Annotated in this window: 14 protein-coding genes; all 14 read right to left on the minus strand. The window is 72.2% G+C overall.

Translation table 11 applies throughout. From position 1 onward, the window contains the following. The coding region (locus tag ACGFXC_RS36775; RefSeq protein ID WP_393719289.1) for an adenosylhomocysteinase at positions 1 to 722 on the minus strand (722 nt) is incomplete at its 3' end. Positions 723 to 757: 35 nt separating this feature from the next. Then, positions 758 to 4,213: a methionine synthase gene (gene metH / locus ACGFXC_RS36780; RefSeq protein WP_393719290.1), complete on the minus strand. Its 3,456-nt coding sequence runs from the start codon at positions 4,211 to 4,213 to the stop codon at positions 758 to 760. Further along, entirely contained in the window at positions 4,210 to 5,193 is a 984-nt protein-coding gene (locus tag ACGFXC_RS36785; protein WP_393719291.1) for a carbohydrate kinase family protein, read from the minus strand. Before ACGFXC_RS36785 ends, metH begins: the two co-directional genes overlap by 4 nt. A gap of 1 nt (position 5,194) precedes the next feature. After that, positions 5,195 to 6,418, minus strand: a complete 1,224-nt coding sequence (metK, locus tag ACGFXC_RS36790; protein WP_393719292.1) for a methionine adenosyltransferase — start codon at positions 6,416 to 6,418, stop codon at positions 5,195 to 5,197. Continuing rightward, entirely contained in the window at positions 6,415 to 7,173 is a 759-nt protein-coding gene (gene acpS, locus ACGFXC_RS36795) for a holo-ACP synthase (protein ID WP_393719293.1), read from the minus strand. The genes metK and acpS overlap by 4 nt, the downstream gene beginning before the upstream one ends. Position 7,174: 1 nt before the next feature. Further along, positions 7,175 to 8,065 carry a hypothetical protein gene (locus ACGFXC_RS36800; RefSeq protein WP_393719294.1) on the minus strand — a complete coding sequence of 297 codons (891 nt, stop codon included), beginning with the start codon at positions 8,063 to 8,065 and terminating at the stop codon, positions 7,175 to 7,177. Positions 8,066 to 8,099: 34 nt separating this feature from the next. Next, on the minus strand, positions 8,100 to 8,993 hold the full coding sequence (locus ACGFXC_RS36805) for a diiron oxygenase (RefSeq protein ID WP_393719295.1): 894 nt from the start codon (positions 8,991 to 8,993) through the stop codon (positions 8,100 to 8,102). A gap of 60 nt (positions 8,994 to 9,053) precedes the next feature. Then, complete coding sequence (locus ACGFXC_RS36810; RefSeq protein WP_393719296.1) at positions 9,054 to 10,100, minus strand: class I SAM-dependent methyltransferase; 1,047 nt, start codon at positions 10,098 to 10,100, stop codon at positions 9,054 to 9,056. Further along, positions 10,097 to 10,936: a class I SAM-dependent methyltransferase gene (locus ACGFXC_RS36815; RefSeq protein WP_393719297.1), complete on the minus strand. Its 840-nt coding sequence runs from the start codon at positions 10,934 to 10,936 to the stop codon at positions 10,097 to 10,099. Before ACGFXC_RS36815 ends, ACGFXC_RS36810 begins: the two co-directional genes overlap by 4 nt. 81 nt (positions 10,937 to 11,017) lie before the next feature. Then, on the minus strand, positions 11,018 to 11,533 hold the full coding sequence (locus tag ACGFXC_RS36820; protein ID WP_393719298.1) for a MaoC family dehydratase: 516 nt from the start codon (positions 11,531 to 11,533) through the stop codon (positions 11,018 to 11,020). A gap of 64 nt (positions 11,534 to 11,597) precedes the next feature. Further along, positions 11,598 to 12,788: a trans-sulfuration enzyme family protein gene (locus ACGFXC_RS36825; protein WP_393719299.1), complete on the minus strand. Its 1,191-nt coding sequence runs from the start codon at positions 12,786 to 12,788 to the stop codon at positions 11,598 to 11,600. Between the two features lie 203 nt (positions 12,789 to 12,991). Beyond that, positions 12,992 to 14,428 (minus strand): MFS transporter, encoded by a 1,437-nt coding sequence (locus ACGFXC_RS36830; protein ID WP_393719300.1) that lies wholly within the window; start codon positions 14,426 to 14,428, stop codon positions 12,992 to 12,994. Between the two features lie 143 nt (positions 14,429 to 14,571). Next, a complete protein-coding gene (fusA, locus tag ACGFXC_RS36835) occupies positions 14,572 to 16,620 on the minus strand; it encodes an elongation factor G (protein WP_393719301.1) in 2,049 nt (682 codons plus the stop codon). Between the two features lie 188 nt (positions 16,621 to 16,808). Beyond that, positions 16,809 to 17,426 carry a tyrosine-protein phosphatase gene (locus tag ACGFXC_RS36840; RefSeq protein WP_393719302.1) on the minus strand — a complete coding sequence of 206 codons (618 nt, stop codon included), beginning with the start codon at positions 17,424 to 17,426 and terminating at the stop codon, positions 16,809 to 16,811. Between the last annotated feature and the right edge of the window lie 37 nt (positions 17,427 to 17,463).

Consider the following 17,463-nt stretch of genomic DNA (forward strand, 5'->3'; position numbering starts at 1 on the left):
GCACGGTTGATGCCGTCGATCAGCGAGTGGCGGCAGCCGTACTTGTTGTCGAACTTCGACTTCGTCACCGCGTCGTTCACGTTGATCGCCGGGAAGAGGAGCTCGCCGGCCCGGTGCATCTCGTAGAGGCGGTGGACACCGGTGGTGGTCTCCTCCGTCACGCCGCGGATCCCGGAGGCGAGCGCGTTCCAGTCGATGGAGGTCTTGGCCAGGAGGGCCAGGACCAGCGCGATCTCCTCGTTCTCGGCGGTCGAGGGGTCCGGGACGGCGCCGGCCTTCTGGTACTCGACGCCCTTGTGGACCAGGAGCGTCGCGTCCCCGCCGTCGTCGAGGATCATGTTCGGACCGGCGTGGCCGGGCCAGGTCAGCGCCTGTTCGGTGCACCACCAGTACTCCTCCAGCGTCTCGCCCTTCCAGGCGAAGACGGGGATGCCCGCGGCGGCGACGGCGGCGGCCGCGTGGTCCTGGGTGGAGTAGATGTTGCACGACACCCAGCGGACGTCGGCGCCGAGGGCGACGAGCGTCTCGATCAGGACGGCGGTCTGCACCGTCATGTGCAGGGAGCCGGTGATGCGGGCGCCGGCGAGCGGCTGCGCGGCGGCGTACTCCCGGCGGATGGACATCAGGCCGGGCATCTCGTGCTCGGCGAGGGTGATCTCCTTGCGCCCGAAGGCGGCGAGGGAGAGGTCGGCGACCTTGAAGTCCGTGAACTCGGCAGGCATGGGTCGTGCTCCTTGGAGGTGTGCGGCGCCGGAGGTCATCTGCGGCCCCCGGCGTTGAAGTAGGTGGCCTCGGGGTGGTGCATGACGATCGCGTCGGTGGACTGCTCGGGGTGGAGCTGGAACTCCTCCGAGAGGTGGACGCCGATCCGCTCCGGCCGCAGCAGCTCGGCGATCTTCGCCCGGTCGGCCAGCTCCGGGCAGGCCGGGTAGCCGAGGGAGTAGCGGCAGCCCTGGTACTCCGTACGGAACATGCCGTCGACGGAGTCCGGATCGGCGCCCGCGATGCCGAGTTCGGCGCGGACGCGGGCGTGCCAGTACTCGGCGAGGGCCTCGGCGAGCTGGACGGAGAGCCCGTGCAGCTCCATGTAGTCGCGGTAGGCGTCGGCCGCGAAGAGGCGGGCCGTCTCCTCGCCGATGCGGCTGCCGACGGTGACGACCTGGAAGCCGACGACGTCGGTCCCGCCGGACTCCTCGGGGCGGACGAAGTCGGCGAGGCAGAGCCGGCGGCCGCGGCTCTGGCGCGGGAAGGTGAACCGGGTCCGCTCGCCCCCGTCCTCGTCGAGGACGATCAGGTCGTCGCCCTTGGACACGCAGCGGAAGTAGCCGTGGACCACGGCCGCTTCGAGCAGGTGCGAGGTGTGCAGGCGTTCGAGCCAGCCGCGCAGGCGGGGACGGCCCTCGCTCTCGATCGACTCGGCGCCCTTCATGCCCCACTGGCCCTTGAAGAGCGCCTGCTCGTCGAGCCAGCCCGCGTACTCCTTGAGCGGGATGCCCTTGACGACGCGGGTCCCGAGGAAGGGCGGCTCCGGCACCGGGTGGTCGGCGGCCACGTCGGAGCGCCCGGTCCGTTCCGGTTCCCGGACCTCGACGAGGGCGGCCCGGGCGGGCACGCGGCGCTGCTTGAGGGGCGGGAGGGCGGCGCCGGGGACCGCGCGCTTGATGCCCATCAGGGCGTCCATGAGGCGCAGGCCTTCGAAGGCGTCGCGGGCGTAGCGGACTTCGCCTTCGTAGATTTCGTGGAGGTCCTGTTCGACGTAGGCGCGGGTGAGGGCGGCGCCGCCGAGGATGACGGGGTAGTCGGCGGCCAGCTTGCGCTGGTTGAGCTCCTCCAGGTTCTCCTTCATGATCACCGTCGACTTCACGAGCAGGCCGGACATGCCGATCACGTCGGCCTTGTGCTCCTGCGCGGCTTCGAGGATCGCGGAGACCGGCTGCTTGATGCCGATGTTGACGACGTTGTAGCCGTTGTTGGTGAGGATGATGTCGACGAGGTTCTTGCCGATGTCATGGACGTCACCGCGGACGGTGGCCAGCACGATCGTGCCCTTGCCCTCGTCGTCGGTCTTCTCCATGTGCGGTTCGAGATGCGCCACGGCCGTCTTCATCACCTCGGCGGACTGCAGCACGAACGGCAGCTGCATCTGCCCGGAACCGAACAGCTCGCCGACGACCTTCATGCCCTCCAGCAGGGTGTCGTTGACGATGTCGAGGGCGGGACGGGTCTGCAACGCCTCGTCCAGATCACGCTCCAGGCCGTTCTTCTCGCCGTCGATGATGCGGCGCTGCAACCGCTCGTCCAGCGGCAGGGCGAGGAGTTCCTCGGCGCGGCCGGCCTTCAGGGACTTGGTGTTGACGCCCTCGAAGAGGGCCATCAGCTTCTGCAGCGGGTCGTAGTCGCCCTCGCGCCGGTCATAGATCAGGTCCAGGGCGGTGGTGACCTGCTCCTCGTCGAACCGGGCGATCGGCAGGATCTTGGAGGCGTGGACGATCGCCGAGTCCAGGCCGGCCTTCACACACTCGTCGAGGAACACCGAGTTGAGCAGGACCCGGGCGGCCGGATTGAGACCGAAGGAGATGTTCGACAGGCCCAGGGTGGTCTGCACGTCCGGGTGACGCCGCTTGAGCTCACGGATCGCCTCGATCGTGGCGATCCCGTCCCTGCGGGACTCCTCCTGACCGGTACAGATCGTGAAGGTCAGCGTGTCGATGAGGACGTCCGACTCAAGGATCCCCCAGTTGCCCGTCAGATCATCGATGAGCCGCTCCGCGATGGCCACCTTGTGCTCGACCGTGCGGGCCTGCCCCTCCTCGTCGATGGTCAGCGCGATCAGCGCGGCACCGTGCTCCTGAGCCAGCCGCGTGACCTTCGCGAAACGCGAATCCGGACCGTCACCGTCCTCGTAGTTCACCGAGTTGATGACCGCCCGGCCACCCAGCTTCTCCAGACCCGCCCGGATCACCGGAACCTCGGTCGAGTCCAGCACGATCGGCAACGTGGAAGCCGTCGCGAACCGCCCCGCCAGCTCCTCCATGTCCGCGACACCATCACGGCCCACATAATCCACACACAGGTCCAGCATGTGCGCGCCCTCACGGATCTGGTCCCGGGCCATCTCCACACAGTCGTCCCAACGCGCCTCCAGCATGGCCTCACGGAACTTCTTCGACCCGTTCGCGTTCGTCCGCTCACCGATCGCCATGTAGGAGGTGTCCTGCCGGAACGGCACCGTCTGGTAGAGGGAGGCGGCGCCGGGCTCGGGCTGGGGGGTGCGCCCGGTGACGGCCGTACCGCGCACCCGCTCCACCACCTGCCGCAGGTGCTCCGGAGTCGTGCCGCAGCAGCCGCCGACCAGGGAGAGCCCGTACTCACGGACGAAGGTCTCCTGCGCGTCCGCCAGCTCGGGGGCGCTGAGCGGGTAGTGCGCGCCCTGCTTGGTCAGGACGGGCAGACCGGCGTTCGGCATGCAGGAGATCGGGATGCGGGCGTTGCGCGCCAGGTAGCGCAGGTGCTCGCTCATCTCGGCCGGGCCCGTGGCGCAGTTCAGGCCGATCATGTCGATGCCGAGCGGCTCCAGCGCGGTCAGCGCCGCCCCGATCTCGGAACCCAGCAGCATCGTGCCGGTCGCTTCGACCGTGACCTGCACGATCAGGGGCAAGTCCCCCATCCCGCACCAGTCCAGCGCCCGCCGCGCGCCGATGACGGCGGCCTTGGTCTGGAGCAGGTCCTGGGTCGTCTCCACCAGCAGGGCGTCCGCGCCACCGCGGATCAGGCCCTCGGCGTTCTGCTGGTAGGCCTCGCGCAGGGGTTCATACCCCACGTGCCCCAGGGTGGGGAGCTTGGTGCCCGGGCCCATGGAGCCGAGGACCCAGCGGGGCCGGCCGTCCCGGGCGGTGAACGCGTCCGCGGACTCGCGGGCGATGCGGGCACCGGCCTCGGAGAGCTCGTAGACCTGCTCCTCCACCCCGTACTCGGCGAGGGCGGACAGGTTCGTGCCGAAGGTGTTGGTCTCGACGCAGTCCACGCCCACCGCGAAGTACGCGTCGTGCACGGAACGGACGATGTCGGGGCGGGTGAGGTTGAGGACCTCGTTGCAGCCCTCCAGCCCCAGGAAGTCCTCGTCCGTCGGGTCGGCGGCCTGGAGCATCGTGCCCATCGCCCCGTCCGCGACCACCACGCGGGTCGCGAGTTCCGCGCGCAGTGAGCGCCTCATCGCATCCCCCTCAGACATGCGGACAGTTCCGTTTCGCTCGCCGGGCCGTACGCCGCCCGCAGCCGGGCCGCCAGGGACGTCCGGGAGAGCCGGTACTCCTGGGTGCCCGTGTGGCCGAGTACGGTCGCCGCGACGGCGCAGCCCAGCTGGGCCGCGTACCGCTCGGGCACCCCCCGGGCCGTCCCGGCGAGGAATCCGGCCCGGAAGGCGTCGCCGACGCCGGTGGGGTCGACGACCTGCCCGACCTGCACGGCGGGGACGGTCAGCGGTGCCCGGCCCGCGGCGCTGATCCGTACGCCGGCCTCGCCGTGGGTGGTGACCCAGGAACCGACGCGGTCCAGGACCTCCGCCTCGGTCAGGCCGGAGCGCTCGCACAGCAGGGCGGACTCGTACTCGTTGGTGAACAGCCGGCCGGCGCCGTCGATCAGCTCCCGCACCTCGTCCCGGGTGAGCCGGGCCAGTTGCTGCGAGGGGTCGGAGGCGAAGGGCAGGCCCAGCTCCCGGCAGGCGGCCGTGTGGCGGAGCATGGCCGCGGGGTCGTCGGGCGAGATCAGCACCAGGTCGGGGCGCCCGCAGCGGGCGACGACCTCCCGCAGGTCGATCTCGCGGGCCTCGGCCATGGCGCCCGCGTAGAAGGTGGCGATCTGGTTCTGGTCGGCGTCCGTGGTGCAGACGAAGCGGGCCGTGTGGAGGGTTTCGCTCACGCGGACGGGCTCGGTGTCGACTCCGTGGTCCTTCAGCCACACCCGGTACGGCTCGAAGTCGGCGCCGACCGCGCCCACCAGCAGTGGGCGCAGGCCCAGCACGCCCAGGCCGAAGGCGATGTTCGCCGCCACGCCGCCGCGCCGCACGTCCAGTCCGTCGGCGAGGAACGAAAGGGAGACCCGGTCCAGCCGGTCCGCCAGCAGCTGCTCGGCGAACCGGCCGGGGAAGGTCAGCAGGTGATCGGTCGCGATGGATCCCGTGACAGCGATGCGCATCTCAGATCCCGGCGGCCTGGCGCAGGGCGTGGACGCGGTCGGTGCGCTCCCAGGTGAAGTCCGCCAGCTCGCGGCCGAAGTGGCCGTAGGCGGCGGTCTGGGCGTAGATCGGCCGCAGCAGGTCGAGGTCGCGGATGATCGCGGCCGGGCGCAGGTCGAAGACGCTGGTCACGGCCTCCTGGATGCGCTCGTCGGGGAGGGTGCCGGTGCCGAAGGTCTCCACGAACAGACCGACGGGCTCGGCCTTGCCGATGGCGTACGCGACCTGGACCTCGCAGCGCGCGGCGAGACCGGCGGCGACGACGTTCTTGGCGACCCAGCGCATGGCGTAGGCGGCGGACCGGTCGACCTTGGACGGGTCCTTGCCGGAGAAGGCGCCGCCACCGTGGCGGGCCATGCCGCCGTAGGTGTCGATGATGATCTTGCGGCCGGTGAGGCCGGCGTCGCCCATCGGGCCGCCGATCTCGAAGCGGCCGGTCGGGTTCACCAGCAGCCGGTAGCCCTCGGTCACCAGCTTGATGCCGTCGGCCTCCAGTTCCGCGAGGACGTGTTCGACGACGAACTCGCGGATGTCGGGGGTGAGCAGCGAGTCCAGGTCGATGTCGGACGCGTGCTGCGAGGAGACGACCACGGTGTCGAGGCGGACGGGCTGGTCCCCGTCGTACTCGATGGTGACCTGCGTCTTCCCGTCGGGGCGCAGGTAGGGGACGATGCCGTCCTTGCGGACCTGCGTCAGGCGGCGGGAGAGCCGGTGCGCCAGGTGGATCGGCAGCGGCATCAGGGCGGGCGTCTCGTCGCAGGCGTAGCCGAACATCAGGCCCTGGTCGCCGGCGCCCTGCCGGTCGAGGTCGTCGCCGGTCTCGGCCTCGGCGGCGCCCTCGACGCGCTGCTCGTAGGCGGTGTCGACGCCCTGTGCGATGTCCGGGGACTGGGCGCCGATGGACACCGACACGCCGCAGGAGGCGCCGTCGAAGCCCTTCTTCGAGGAGTCGTAGCCGATGTCGAGGATGGCGCCGCGGACGAGTTCGGCGATCGGCGCGTAGGCGGTCGTGGTGACCTCGCCGGCGATGTGGACCTGGCCGGTGGTGATGAGCGTCTCGACGGCCACGCGGGAGGCCGGGTCCTCGCGCAGCAGCGCGTCCAGGACGGTGTCGCTGATCCGGTCGGCGATCTTGTCGGGGTGGCCCTCGGTCACGGACTCCGAGGTGAACAGGCGCTTGCTCATGCCTGCACCGTCCGGGCGGTGAAGAAGTGGGTCTCGATGGCGTCGAGGGTGCGGATCTCGTCGACCTCGAGGGTCTCCATCTGGATCGCCCGGCCGCTGTGCTGTTCCAGCAGGAAGACGAACTCGACGAAGGACAGCGAGTCGATGAGCCGGGTCTCGATGAGGTCCAGGTCGGGGGCGATGTCCTCCAGCTCCTCGTGGCGGGCGAGGAGCCAGTTCTTCACGAGCTGCAGACCTTCGGACATGGTGTCTCTCCTTGGAGTGTGCTGGGTGGGTGGGGTGCCGGCCGCCGCGGAGGGTGCGGCCGGCGGTGCGGGCGGTCCCGGCGGGTCGGCGTCCCCCAGGACCGGGGCGGCGACGGCGACCGCGTAGTCCACGTCGTGGCTGATCGTCACGGTGATCGCGGCGATGCCGGACGCGGCGGCCATCTCGGCCGCGGAGCCGCGCAGTTCGACGAGCGGCCAGCCGCCTTCGGAGCGCCGTACGACGATGTCCAGCCAGGGCAGGAACACGGCTCCGACGCGGAGGGTCTTGAACGCCGCCTCCTTGGCGGCGATCCGTCCGCACAGGCTCAGTACGTCGAGCTTGGCGGAGGTGTGGCAGTCGGCGAGTTCGCCGGGGGTGAGCATGCGCTGGAAGAAGTCCTCGCCGTAGAGGCCGAGGAGCCGGCGGACACGGGTGACGGACACGATGTCCATGCCGAGGTTCGCCCAGCCCATGCCGCCCGCCGGCGGGGCGACGGGTCGGGTCGGCACCTCAGACCGCCGGACCCGCCGCGCCCGCGGCGCGCACCGCGGCGGTCGCCGCCTCCCAGCTGCCGTGGCGCCGGGTGAGGGCCGAGAGCCAGCGCTCCAGGCCGAAGGCGACGCAGCTGGTGAACGCCGGTCCGCCGCCGGAGGCGAGCGGGATGTCGCAGCGGTCGCCGAAGAAGTTGCGGTGGGTGTTGACCGAGGCGATGGCGAGGTCCTCGTACAGGAACTCGTGCTTGACCGGGGTCAGGCGCTGGAGGACCGCCTTGGAGCTGCCCTTGTCGAAGAAGGGGTCGCAGGCGGCTTCCCGGCGCAGCGGCAGGTCCAGGGCCTCGGCGAAGGCGTTGATCCGCGCGGTGAAGGCGGCGAGGTGCGCCTCGGCGTGCTCGCGGGTGCCGATGGCGACGATCTCCCGCATGCGGAAGCCGAGTTGGCGGCGCAGTCCCTCGTAGTGGGTTTCCTTGCGGAAGCACCATCCGACCACGGTGACGAGTTCGTCGTCGGCGGCCGGGCGGCCCTGGTGGTCGATGTAGACGGCGTAGCAGGACGCGGAGGGCAGGCCGAGGGCGGCCGGCTCCAGGGCGTCGCAGGGGAAGCAGCCGGTGTCGGTACAGAATTCGCTGGTCTCCCGGACGTCCAGGTTCAGCGGGGCGGCGACGACGGCCTGGTGGGGGAAGTTGTCGTAGTAGTCGAGCCGGGCCAGGTCGGCGGCGGGCAGCAGCGGGGGCATGGTCATCGGCCGGGCGCCCGCGCCCACGCCCCAGCTCTCGAAGGTGTCGTCGAGCAGCCGCAGCAGGGCGGTGCCCTCGGGGCCCAGGGACGGCAGGCCCGTGGTCGACGGGGCGGTGCTCTCGCGCGCGGCGGGCTGTGCGGCGCTCGCGGTGGTCGTGACGGTCATGGGGGGATCACCTCTCGGACGGCGGTCGGCCCTCTCAGACGACGGGCAGTACGTCGTCCGTGAAGATCCCGGTCTTCAGGAAGAAGCCGAGGGGTTTGCGGATGGTCTTGCGCTCGAAGGGGCGGCGGCGTTCGTCGGCGACCAGCGCGTTGCGCAGGGCGATCGGGTCGGCGATGCCGGCGTCGCGGTAGACGTGCGGGTTGTAGAGGGAGTTGATGCTGTAGACCACGTACCGCTTGAGGTAGGCCTCGACCTCGGCGACGCGGCTGGCGGGGACCGCCTCCCGCATGCGGGCGAAGAGCAGGGAGACCAGTTCGCGGCCGAAGGCGATGTGCCGGGACTCGTCCTGGTGGTGGATGCGGTTGACCTCGCGGATGGTGTGGCAGAGCGACGCGTCGCGCGCCATCCGGGTGTTGTAGTGGTCGACGAGCTCCTCGAAGAACAGGATGCGGGCGAAGACGAGGAAGTTCTCGACCTCCGGCTCCCAGGCGGAGTCGGCGCGCAGGGCGGTGGAGCCGTAGATCTTGTCGCCGTAGCGGCGGCAGAACTCGGCGAAGAACCACATGTGCTCGTTCTCCTCACCGATGAAGTGGTGGAAGAAGTCGGACGGCACTTCGAAGCCCGGCATGTGGATGCGGCCGACGACCTCGATGAGCAGTTCGCGGATGCCGTGCACGTTGAGGCTGTAGAAGTTGATGCTCTCCCACTTGGAGAGGCGCTGGATGGTCTCCTCGCCGAGCTCCTCGTAGAAGGGGGTGCCGTAGACGGTGAGCAGCTCGGGGGTCATCCACATGCGGCCCTCGTCGAGCTTCTCGGGCCAGTCGAACTGCTGGTACGGGTTGTAGTACTCCTCGATGGAACGGGAGCTCAGGCGTTCCAGGACTTCCAGGAACCGGTCGCTGACCGGCAGGGGGGCGCTGACGCCCATGGTGTCTCCTCGGGGTGGGATGGTGGGGGCGCCGGGCCGGACGGGCGACGCGGACCGGGTCTACGGCCGGACTTCGTACACGGCGTTGACGGGGGTCTCGGTGGCGCGGCGCCAGCGGGTGAAGCCGGCTTCCTCGGCGATGGCGCGGAAGGCCTGCTCGCCGGAGTGGTTCCCGAGGGCGTGGGGTCCGCGCTGGGCGACGGCCACGGGCAGGCACATCACGGCGGACAGGGCCATGAACATGCGGGCGGCGGGCGTCTGGGTGTCGATGTCGGCGGGCGAGACGTTCGACTCGACGAGCATCCAGGTGCCGTCGGCGTCCAGGGACTTGTGGACGTGCTGGGCGGCGGAGACCGGGTCGCCCATGTCGTGCAGGGCGTTGAAGAAGGTGACGAGGTCGTAGCCGGTGCCGGGGTAGTCGTCGGCGGCGGCGACGTCGAAGACGACGCGGTCGGAGAGGCCGGCCTCCTCGGCGAGCTGGCGGGCCAGCGAGATGGCCTCTTCCGAGTAGTCGAAGCCGTGGACGGTCGCCTCGGGGAAGGCCTTGGCGATGAGCAGGGTGGTGTGGCCGACGCCGCAGCCGACGTCGGCGACGGTGCCGCCCGCGGCGAGCTTGCCGGTGACCCCGGTGAGGGCGGGCAGCCAGTCGGGGACGAGGCGGTGCTCGTAGGTCGGCTGGAAGAAGCTGCCCATGCCGGTGTCGAGGGCCGGGTCGTGCTCCGCCCAGCCGACGCCGTCGCCGCTGCGGTAGGCGTCGACGAGGAGGTCCTCGGTGGCGTACAGGGCCTTGAGGGCGGTGAAGAACCCGGCGGCGTAGGTGACGGCGTCCGGGTCGGCGAGGACGGGGGCGTGCTCGGCGGGCAGGGCGTAGGTGTCGGCCTGCCCGTCGCGTACGACGTACCCGGCGCTCAGCTGGGCGTGCAGCCACTCCTCGGCGTACCGGGCGTCGATCCCGGCGGCGGCGGCGAGCGCGGCGGGGGTCAGCGGCCCGGATGCGGCGAGCGCCCGGTACAGGCCGAGGCGTTCGCCGAGGGCGACGGTCAGGCCGCGTACGGCGGCGCCGGCGTCGCTGATGACGCGCTGGTGGAACTCGGGGGTGCCGCTCATGCCGCTCTCACCTCTGCGGTCGGAAGGTCACAGGTGAACAGGAAGGAACGCGGGACGCGCGGCACGGCGCGGGCCGGGACGGGGTAGGGCCAGCGGCCGAAGTCGGCGCCGGACTCGCCGGGCTGGCGGACCTCGCGCACGTCCCAGCCGCATTCGGCCAGGAGCTCCTCGGGCGTCTCCGTGCCGAACAGCCACGGATTGCCGTCCTCCTCCAGGCAGTTCAGGAAGGCGCGGGAGAGCGGGTTCTGCAGGGCGGCCTTGCTGATGACGTCGCCCAGGAGGACCGAGCCGGGGGCGGACTGGCCGGCGAGCGTGGAGATGAGGTGGCGCACGGCCTGCTCGGGGAGGAAGAAGAGCAGGCCCTCGACGACCCACAGCACCGGCTCGGCGGGGTTCCAGCCGGCGGCGCGCAGGGGGCCCGTCCAGTCTTCGGTGAGGTCGACGGGGACGGTGACGCGGGTGCGTCCGGCGGGGGCGGGCTCGCCGGCCAGCATGTCCGCCTTGACCTCCAGGAGGGCGGGGCGGTCGAGCTCGTAGACGGTGACGCCGTCGGGCCACGGGAGCCGGAAGAAGCGGGTGTCCATGCCCGCGGCGAGGAAGACGACCTGGCGGATGCCGTGGTCCTCGACGGCGCGGACGATGGCCCGGTCGAGGTAGGTGGTGCGGATGGCGAGGAACGGTACGGTTCCGGCGCCGGCGTAGCGGTCGAGCAGGTCGAAGCCGATGGTGTCGGCGACGGTGCGCGCGTACGGATCGGCGAACAGCCGGTCCTCGCGGTCGGTCTCCAGGGCCCGCGCTGCGGCGGTCCACTGGGCGGTGCGGGATACGGCCTCCACGGGAGGTCTCCCTTCACTTCGGCGGACGGGACGGGGTGTCACGGGGGCGGCCCGCGGGCGCGGCGCTCCCGTGACGGTGGTTCAGGCCAGGGAGCGGACGCGGACGACGGGGTCCTGCGCGGCGCAGGCCGACGCGGGGTGCGCGGCGTCGGAGGCTGCGGGCCGCCGCTGGAAGATGCTGTGCAGGATCATGCTGAAGACGACGTTCCCGTCGCGGTCCACCAGCGTGCACTTGGGCTGGACGACCCCGGTGGCCGGATTGAACGGCGAGGGGCGGGAGCCGAGGATCTCGACCCGCGCCGTGAGCACGTCCCCCGGGCGCACGGGCCGCAGGTAGCGGATCTCGTCGACACCCGGCGAGCCGGTACAGGCGCTGTAGGCGAGCAGCCCGTCGACGTAGCGCCGCATGAACATCGAGGCGCTGTGCCAGCCGCTGGCGATGAGGCCGCCGAACGGCGTCTGCGCCGCCAGCTCCGGGTCGGTGTGGAAGGGCTGCGGGTCGAAGCGCCTGCCGAACTCCAGCACCTCTTCCGCGGTGACGGTGACGGTGCCCAGCTCGTGGACGTCACCGGTCCGGAAGTCCTCGAAGTAGCGCATCACGCGCCCCCCTTGACGTAGAGGAGTTGTTTCTCTGGCGTGAACCAATCTACGAATCTGCCGGTTATTTTGTCAACCCAAAAGAAGACCGCAGTGCCTGTTCTATGTCCTGCCACAGGTCTTCGGGGTCTTCGATGCCGACCGACATCCGCACCAGACCCGTGCCGATGCCCGCCCGCGCCAACGCACCCTCGTCCAGCTCCCGGTGGGAGGTGCTGGCGGGGTGCGTGACCAGCGTCTCCACCCCGCCCAGGGAGAGCGCCAGGCGCGCCACCCCGACCCCCTCGACGAAGGCCCGCCCGGCGTCGCGGCCGCCCGCCAGCTCGAAGGAGAGCAGCCCGCCGCCGCCGGAGAGGACCGTGCGCGCCCGGGCGGCGTGGGGGTCCGATCCCAGCCACGGCCAGTGCACGGCCGTCACCGCCGGGTGCGCGGCCAGCCGTTCGGCGAGCAGGGCGGCGTTGGCGCAGTGCGCGCGCATCCGCAGCGGCAGCGTGGCGATCCCGCGCAGCGTCAGCCAGGCGGCGAACGGGTCCGCGCTGGCGCCGAGTTCGACGGTGCGCGGCCACACCTCGCGGCGCAGGGCGTCATCGGCGAAGACGGCCGCGCCGCCGATGACGTCGGAGTGCCCGGCGAGGTACTTGGTGGTGGAGTGGAGCACGATGTCGGCGCCGAGTTCGACGGGCCGGCACAGGACGGGCGAGGCGAGCGAGTTGTCCACCGCGCTGCGGATCCCGAGCCGGCGGGCCGCGGCCAGCAGCCCGGGCAGGTCCGGGACCCGTGCGGTCGGGTTGGCGATGGTCTCCAGCAGGAGCAGCCTGGTGCGCGGTCCGGCGAGCGCCTCGAACTCGGCCGGGTCGTCGCCGCCGGTGTACGCGACCTCGATGCCGTAGCGCTCCGTCAGATCGCCCAGCGCCGCGTACGTGCCTCCGTACAGGCACCGCTGCGCGATCACGTGGTCGCCGGGGCGCAGCAGGGCGAGCAGGACGCCGCTGATGGCGCCCATGCCGGAGGCGAAGGCGATGGCCGACGCCCCGCCCTCCAGGTCGGCGAGGGTGCGTTCCAGGGCGCGCACGGTCGGGTTGCCGCGGCGGCCGTAGACGTACGCGCCGTCGGGCCCGGCCATGGCGCGGGCGAGTTCGTCGGCGGAGTCGAAGGCGAATGCGGAGGACTGGACGAGCGGCACGGACAGCGGCCGGCTGGTGGGGGCGGCGGCCTCGTGGGCCACGTGCACGGCCCGGGTGCGGATGTCCCTCATCGGGGTGTCCCTTCGTCGGTGTGGTTGCGGGTGCGGGGGTGTTTGCGGGTGCGGGTGCGTTTGCGGGTGCGGGTGTGTTTGCGGGTGCGGGTGTGCTGCGGCGCGGTACGGGACGGGCGCGCGCGGGCGTACGGAAAAGGGGTCGCCCGACGTCCGGGAAGGACGTCGGGCGACCCCTTGGCGGGTTCGGGTTGCCCCGGACCTCACACCCCCGCCTTCTCGGCGCTCGGCGCCGGGGCGTCGGAGGCGGCGGCGGTGGACCGGTCGCCCTTCATGGTGAGGAACGTGATCACCGCTCCGGCGGCCGCGACGGCGGCGGCACCGAGGAACGCGGCGCTGAACCCGTCGGTGAGGGCGGGCAGGTTGCCGAGCTCGCCGGCGCCCTGGGTGGTGGCGAGGGCGGTCAGGGCGGCCAGGCCGAGGGCGGAGCCCACGTTGTACGTGGTGTTGACGATGCCGGAGGCGAGGCCGGCCTGCTCCTGCGGGGCCCCGGCCATCGCGGCCATCATCGCCGGGATGTAGGCGAGCGCCATGCCGAGGGCGGCGACGAGCGAGGCGGGCAGGACGTCGACGAGGAAGGTGCCGGTCGGCTCCACGGCGGACAGCCAGACCAGGCCCGCGGCCAGGACCAGCAGGCCGCCCGCGATCAGCGGCTTGGCGCCGAACCGGCCCAGGAGACGGGCGGTGATCGCCGTCATGAAGATCATCAGCAGCACGGTCATGGGCAGCAGGGCGGCGCCGGAGGCGAAGGCCCCGTAGTTCAGCACCTGCTGGAGGTAGAGGTTGAGGAAGTACCACATCGGGATCCAGGCGGCGCCCAGCAGGGTCATCGCGAGGTTGGCCGAGCCCAGCCGCGGGATCCGCCACACGCCGAGCGGCATGAGCGGCTCGCGGACGGTCTTCTGGACCACGAAGAAGAGGGCGAGCAGGACGGCCGCGCCGATCAGTTCCAGCACGGTGGCGGTGGCGCCCCAGCCGACCTCGGGGGCCCGGACGACGGCGAAGACGGCGAGCGCGAGTCCGGCGGTGACGGCGACGGCGCCGAGGACGTCGACGGATCCGCGGCGGGCCTGGACGGCGGGCAGCAGCTTGGTGGCGGCGAGGGTGGCGAGGCCGATCGGCACGTAGATGATGAAGACCCACGGCCAGCTCATCCACTCGGTGAACACACCACCGAGGAACACGCCGGCGGTACCGCCGGCGGGCGCGGCGGCGCCGTAGAGCGCCATCGCCTTGCCGAGCTCCTTGGGGTTGTGCCCGAAGAGCATCATCAGCAGGGTCATCGCGGACGGCGCGATGAGCGCGCCGCCGACGCCCTGGACGGCGCGGCCGGCGATCTCGACGGCGGCGGTCTGCGCGGCGGCGGCGAGCACCGAACCGACGATCATGGTCGCCCAGCCGGTGGCGAAGATCTTGCGCGCGCCGAACAGGTCCGAGAGCCTGCCGCCGAGCAGGAGTAACCCGCCGAAGACGATGACGTAGGCGTTGAAGACCCACTGGAGCTCGCCCTGCGAGAAGCCGAGGTCCTTCTGCATCTCGGGGAGCGCGACTCCGATGATCGAGGTGTCCATGATCACCATGAACTGTGCGGTGGCGAGCACGCCAAGTGCCCACCAGCGCCGGGGATTGACGTTCGACATGCCCTGACCTCTCCTCTGCCTCATACCCCTGGGGGGTACCTTCGCGTAGCAACGTAGCATACCCATGGGGGGTATGTAAGGGAGAGTTCAAGGCCCTGCCTTCCGACCCCCGCCGCGTACGGGCGGGGGCCGGAAGGAGGGATTCAGCGGGGCGCGGGGGCGAGGCCCGCCGGGCGGGTGGTGAAGGTGCCCCGGCCCTGGGTGCGCCCGCGCAGGCCGGACGCGTAGCCGAACAGTTCGGCCAGCGGCACCGTCGCGGTGATCACCGCGGTGCCCGCCCGCACGGCGGAAGCGCTCACCCGGCCCCGGCGGCCCGCGAGATCGCCGAGCACCCCGCCGACCGCGTCCTCGGGCAGGGTCACCGTGACCTCCGCGACCGGTTCGAGGAGCTGCAGCGTGCTCGCGCGCAACGCCTCGCGCAGCGCGAACCGGCCCGCCGCCCGGAACGCCATCTCCGAGGAGTCCTTGGAGTGGGTCGCCCCGTCCGTGAGGACCACCCGCAGCCCCGTCACCGGATGCCCGCCGAGGGGGCCCTCGGCCAGGGCGTCCCGGCAGCCCGCCTCCACGGCGCGCGCGTACTCCGGCGGGACCCGGCCGCCGCCGACCTGCGAACGGAACACGAAGCCCGCCTCCTCCCGGGGCTCGACGTCGATGACGACATGGGCGAACTGGCCCGCGCCGCCGTCCTGTTTGACGTGCCGGTACACGAAACCGCGCACCCCGCGCACCACCGTCTCCCGGTAGGCGACCTGCGGCCGGCCGACGGACACCTCCAGCCCGTGGTCCCGGCGGACCTTCTCCACCGCGACCTCCAGGTGGAGTTCGCCCATCCCCGACAGCACGGTCTGCCCGGTCTCCGCGTCGCGGCGCACGACCAGCGAAGGGTCCTCCTCGGCCAGCCGCGCCAGCGCCGCCGCCAGCCGGCCGGTCTCGGTCCCGCGGCGCGCCTCGACCGCCACCGACACCACCGGCTCCGCCACCGCGGGCGGCTCCAGCAGCAGCGGCGCTCCGGGCGCGCACAGGGTCGTGCCCGCGCCCGCGCCCTTCAGACCTACCACCGCGACGATGTCACCGGCGAACGCCTCCTCCCGCTCCTCGTGCCGGTCGGCCTGGACCCGCAGGATCCGGCCGACCCGCTCGGTGCGGCCCGTCGCCGGATCGCGCACCTGATCGCCCTTGCGCAGGGTGCCCGCGTAGACGCGCAGGTAGGTCAGGCGTCCCGTGGCGGTGGCCGTCACCTTGAAGGCCAGCGCCGCGAGCGGCTGCGCCGGGTCGGGGGCGCGTTCGAGCTCCGTACCGTCCGGGGCCGTGCCGCGCACCGGCGGCATGTCGGACGGCGCCGGCAGGTAGTCCCGTACGGCGTCCAGCAACGGCTCGATCCCGCGGTTGCGGTACGCCGAACCGCACAGCACCACCACGGCCTGCCGGGCGAGGGTCAGCTCGCGCAGGGCCCGGACCAGCGTCGCCGTGGTGAGCGCCCCGTCGGCGCAGAACTCCTCCAGGGCCCGCGGGTGCAGCTCCGCGACCGCCTCCTCCAGGACCCTGCGGCGGCGGGCGGCCTCCGCGCGCAGCGGCTCGGGGACCGGTTCCACCGCGTACGCGTCGGCGCCCGCGCGCCACAGCAGCGCCCGCATGCGCAGCAGGTCGACGACGCCGGTGAAGCCGTCCTCGCGCCCGACGGGCAGCTGCACCACCAGCGGGACCACGTCGAGCCGGTCCCGGATCGAGGCGACGGCCGCGTCGAGATCGGCGCCCGCCCGGTCCAGCTTGTTGACGAAGGCGATCCTCGGCACGCCGTGCCGGTCTGCCTGCCGCCACACCGACTCGCTCTGCGGCTCGACCCCGGCGACGGCGTCGAACACGGCGACGGCGCCGTCGAGCACGCGCAGGGAGCGCTCCACCTCGTCGGCGAAGTCGACGTGGCCCGGGGTGTCGATCAGGTTGACGCGGTGGCCGCTCCAGGCGCAGCTGACGGCCGCGGCGAAGATGGTGATGCCGCGGTCGCGTTCCTGCGGGTCGAAGTCGGTGACGGTGGTGCCTGCGTGGACCTCGCCGCGCTTGTGGACGGCTCCGGTCGCGAAGAGGATCCGCTCGGTGAGGGTGGTCTTGCCCGCGTCGACGTGGGCGAGGATGCCCAGGTTGCGGATGGTCGCGAGGGTGTGCGGGGTGTGGACGGTACGAACGGTGCGCATGGCCCGGGGCCTTTCGGTGCCGCGTGGCGAAGTGGAGCGGGTCGGCGCGATGGCGGACGCGGGGACACGGCCCGGCCCGGCGCGGCGCGCTCCTGCGTCAGGAGTGCGGGGCGGGGCGGGGCAGGGGTGCGTCAGGAGCGGACGGTGACGGCCGCGCAGCCGTTACCGCGCGCTGCGGGACACCAGGATCACGTCGTACCGGGACGGGGGAACGGCGGCGGTGCGGTGCGTGCGCATGGCGGTTCCCCTTCTCTTCGCTCGGCGACGGGTACGCGGCGCTCTGTCGGCGGCGCGTGGGGCGAGTCTACGAGCGCGGCCGCGGGCGGGGCACGGGGTTTTCCGGCCCCTCCGCCCACGCCGCGGCGGTGCGGCGCTACGTCAGCAGGCGGGCGCGCAGCCGGGCGACGACGTCCGGGGTGATGCCGACGGTGTCGGTGAGGTAGCGGGCCGGGGAGCCGTAGCGGGTGGTGGGGTCGGCCAGGATCTCCTCTTCGGGGACCTCCAGCAGGACGAGGACCAGGGCGGCGACGCCCGGGGCCGTCGGCGATGAGCGCGATGACCCGGCGGATCCCCTCGGCCCCGTCCTCGGTGACCTCCGCGAAGCGGTCGGCGAGGTAGCGCCAGGGGTCGACGGCGGGGTCGACGGCGGCCTGGTCGTAGGGCCGGTGCTCGATGCCGAGGTTGGCGTCGGCGAACCGCTCGGGCTGCGGTGTCCGGCCCTTGGCCTCGATCTCCCACGGGTAGCGCAGGTCGATGACGGTGCGGATGCCGAGCTCCAGGAAGCGGTCCCGGTCGGCGCCGCTCAACTCGCCCGGGGTGCGGCGGTCGTCCGGCCGGGATGTC

Source organism: Streptomyces sp. NPDC048507 (assembly GCF_043199995.1).
Lineage (GTDB): Bacteria > Actinomycetota > Actinomycetes > Streptomycetales > Streptomycetaceae > Streptomyces.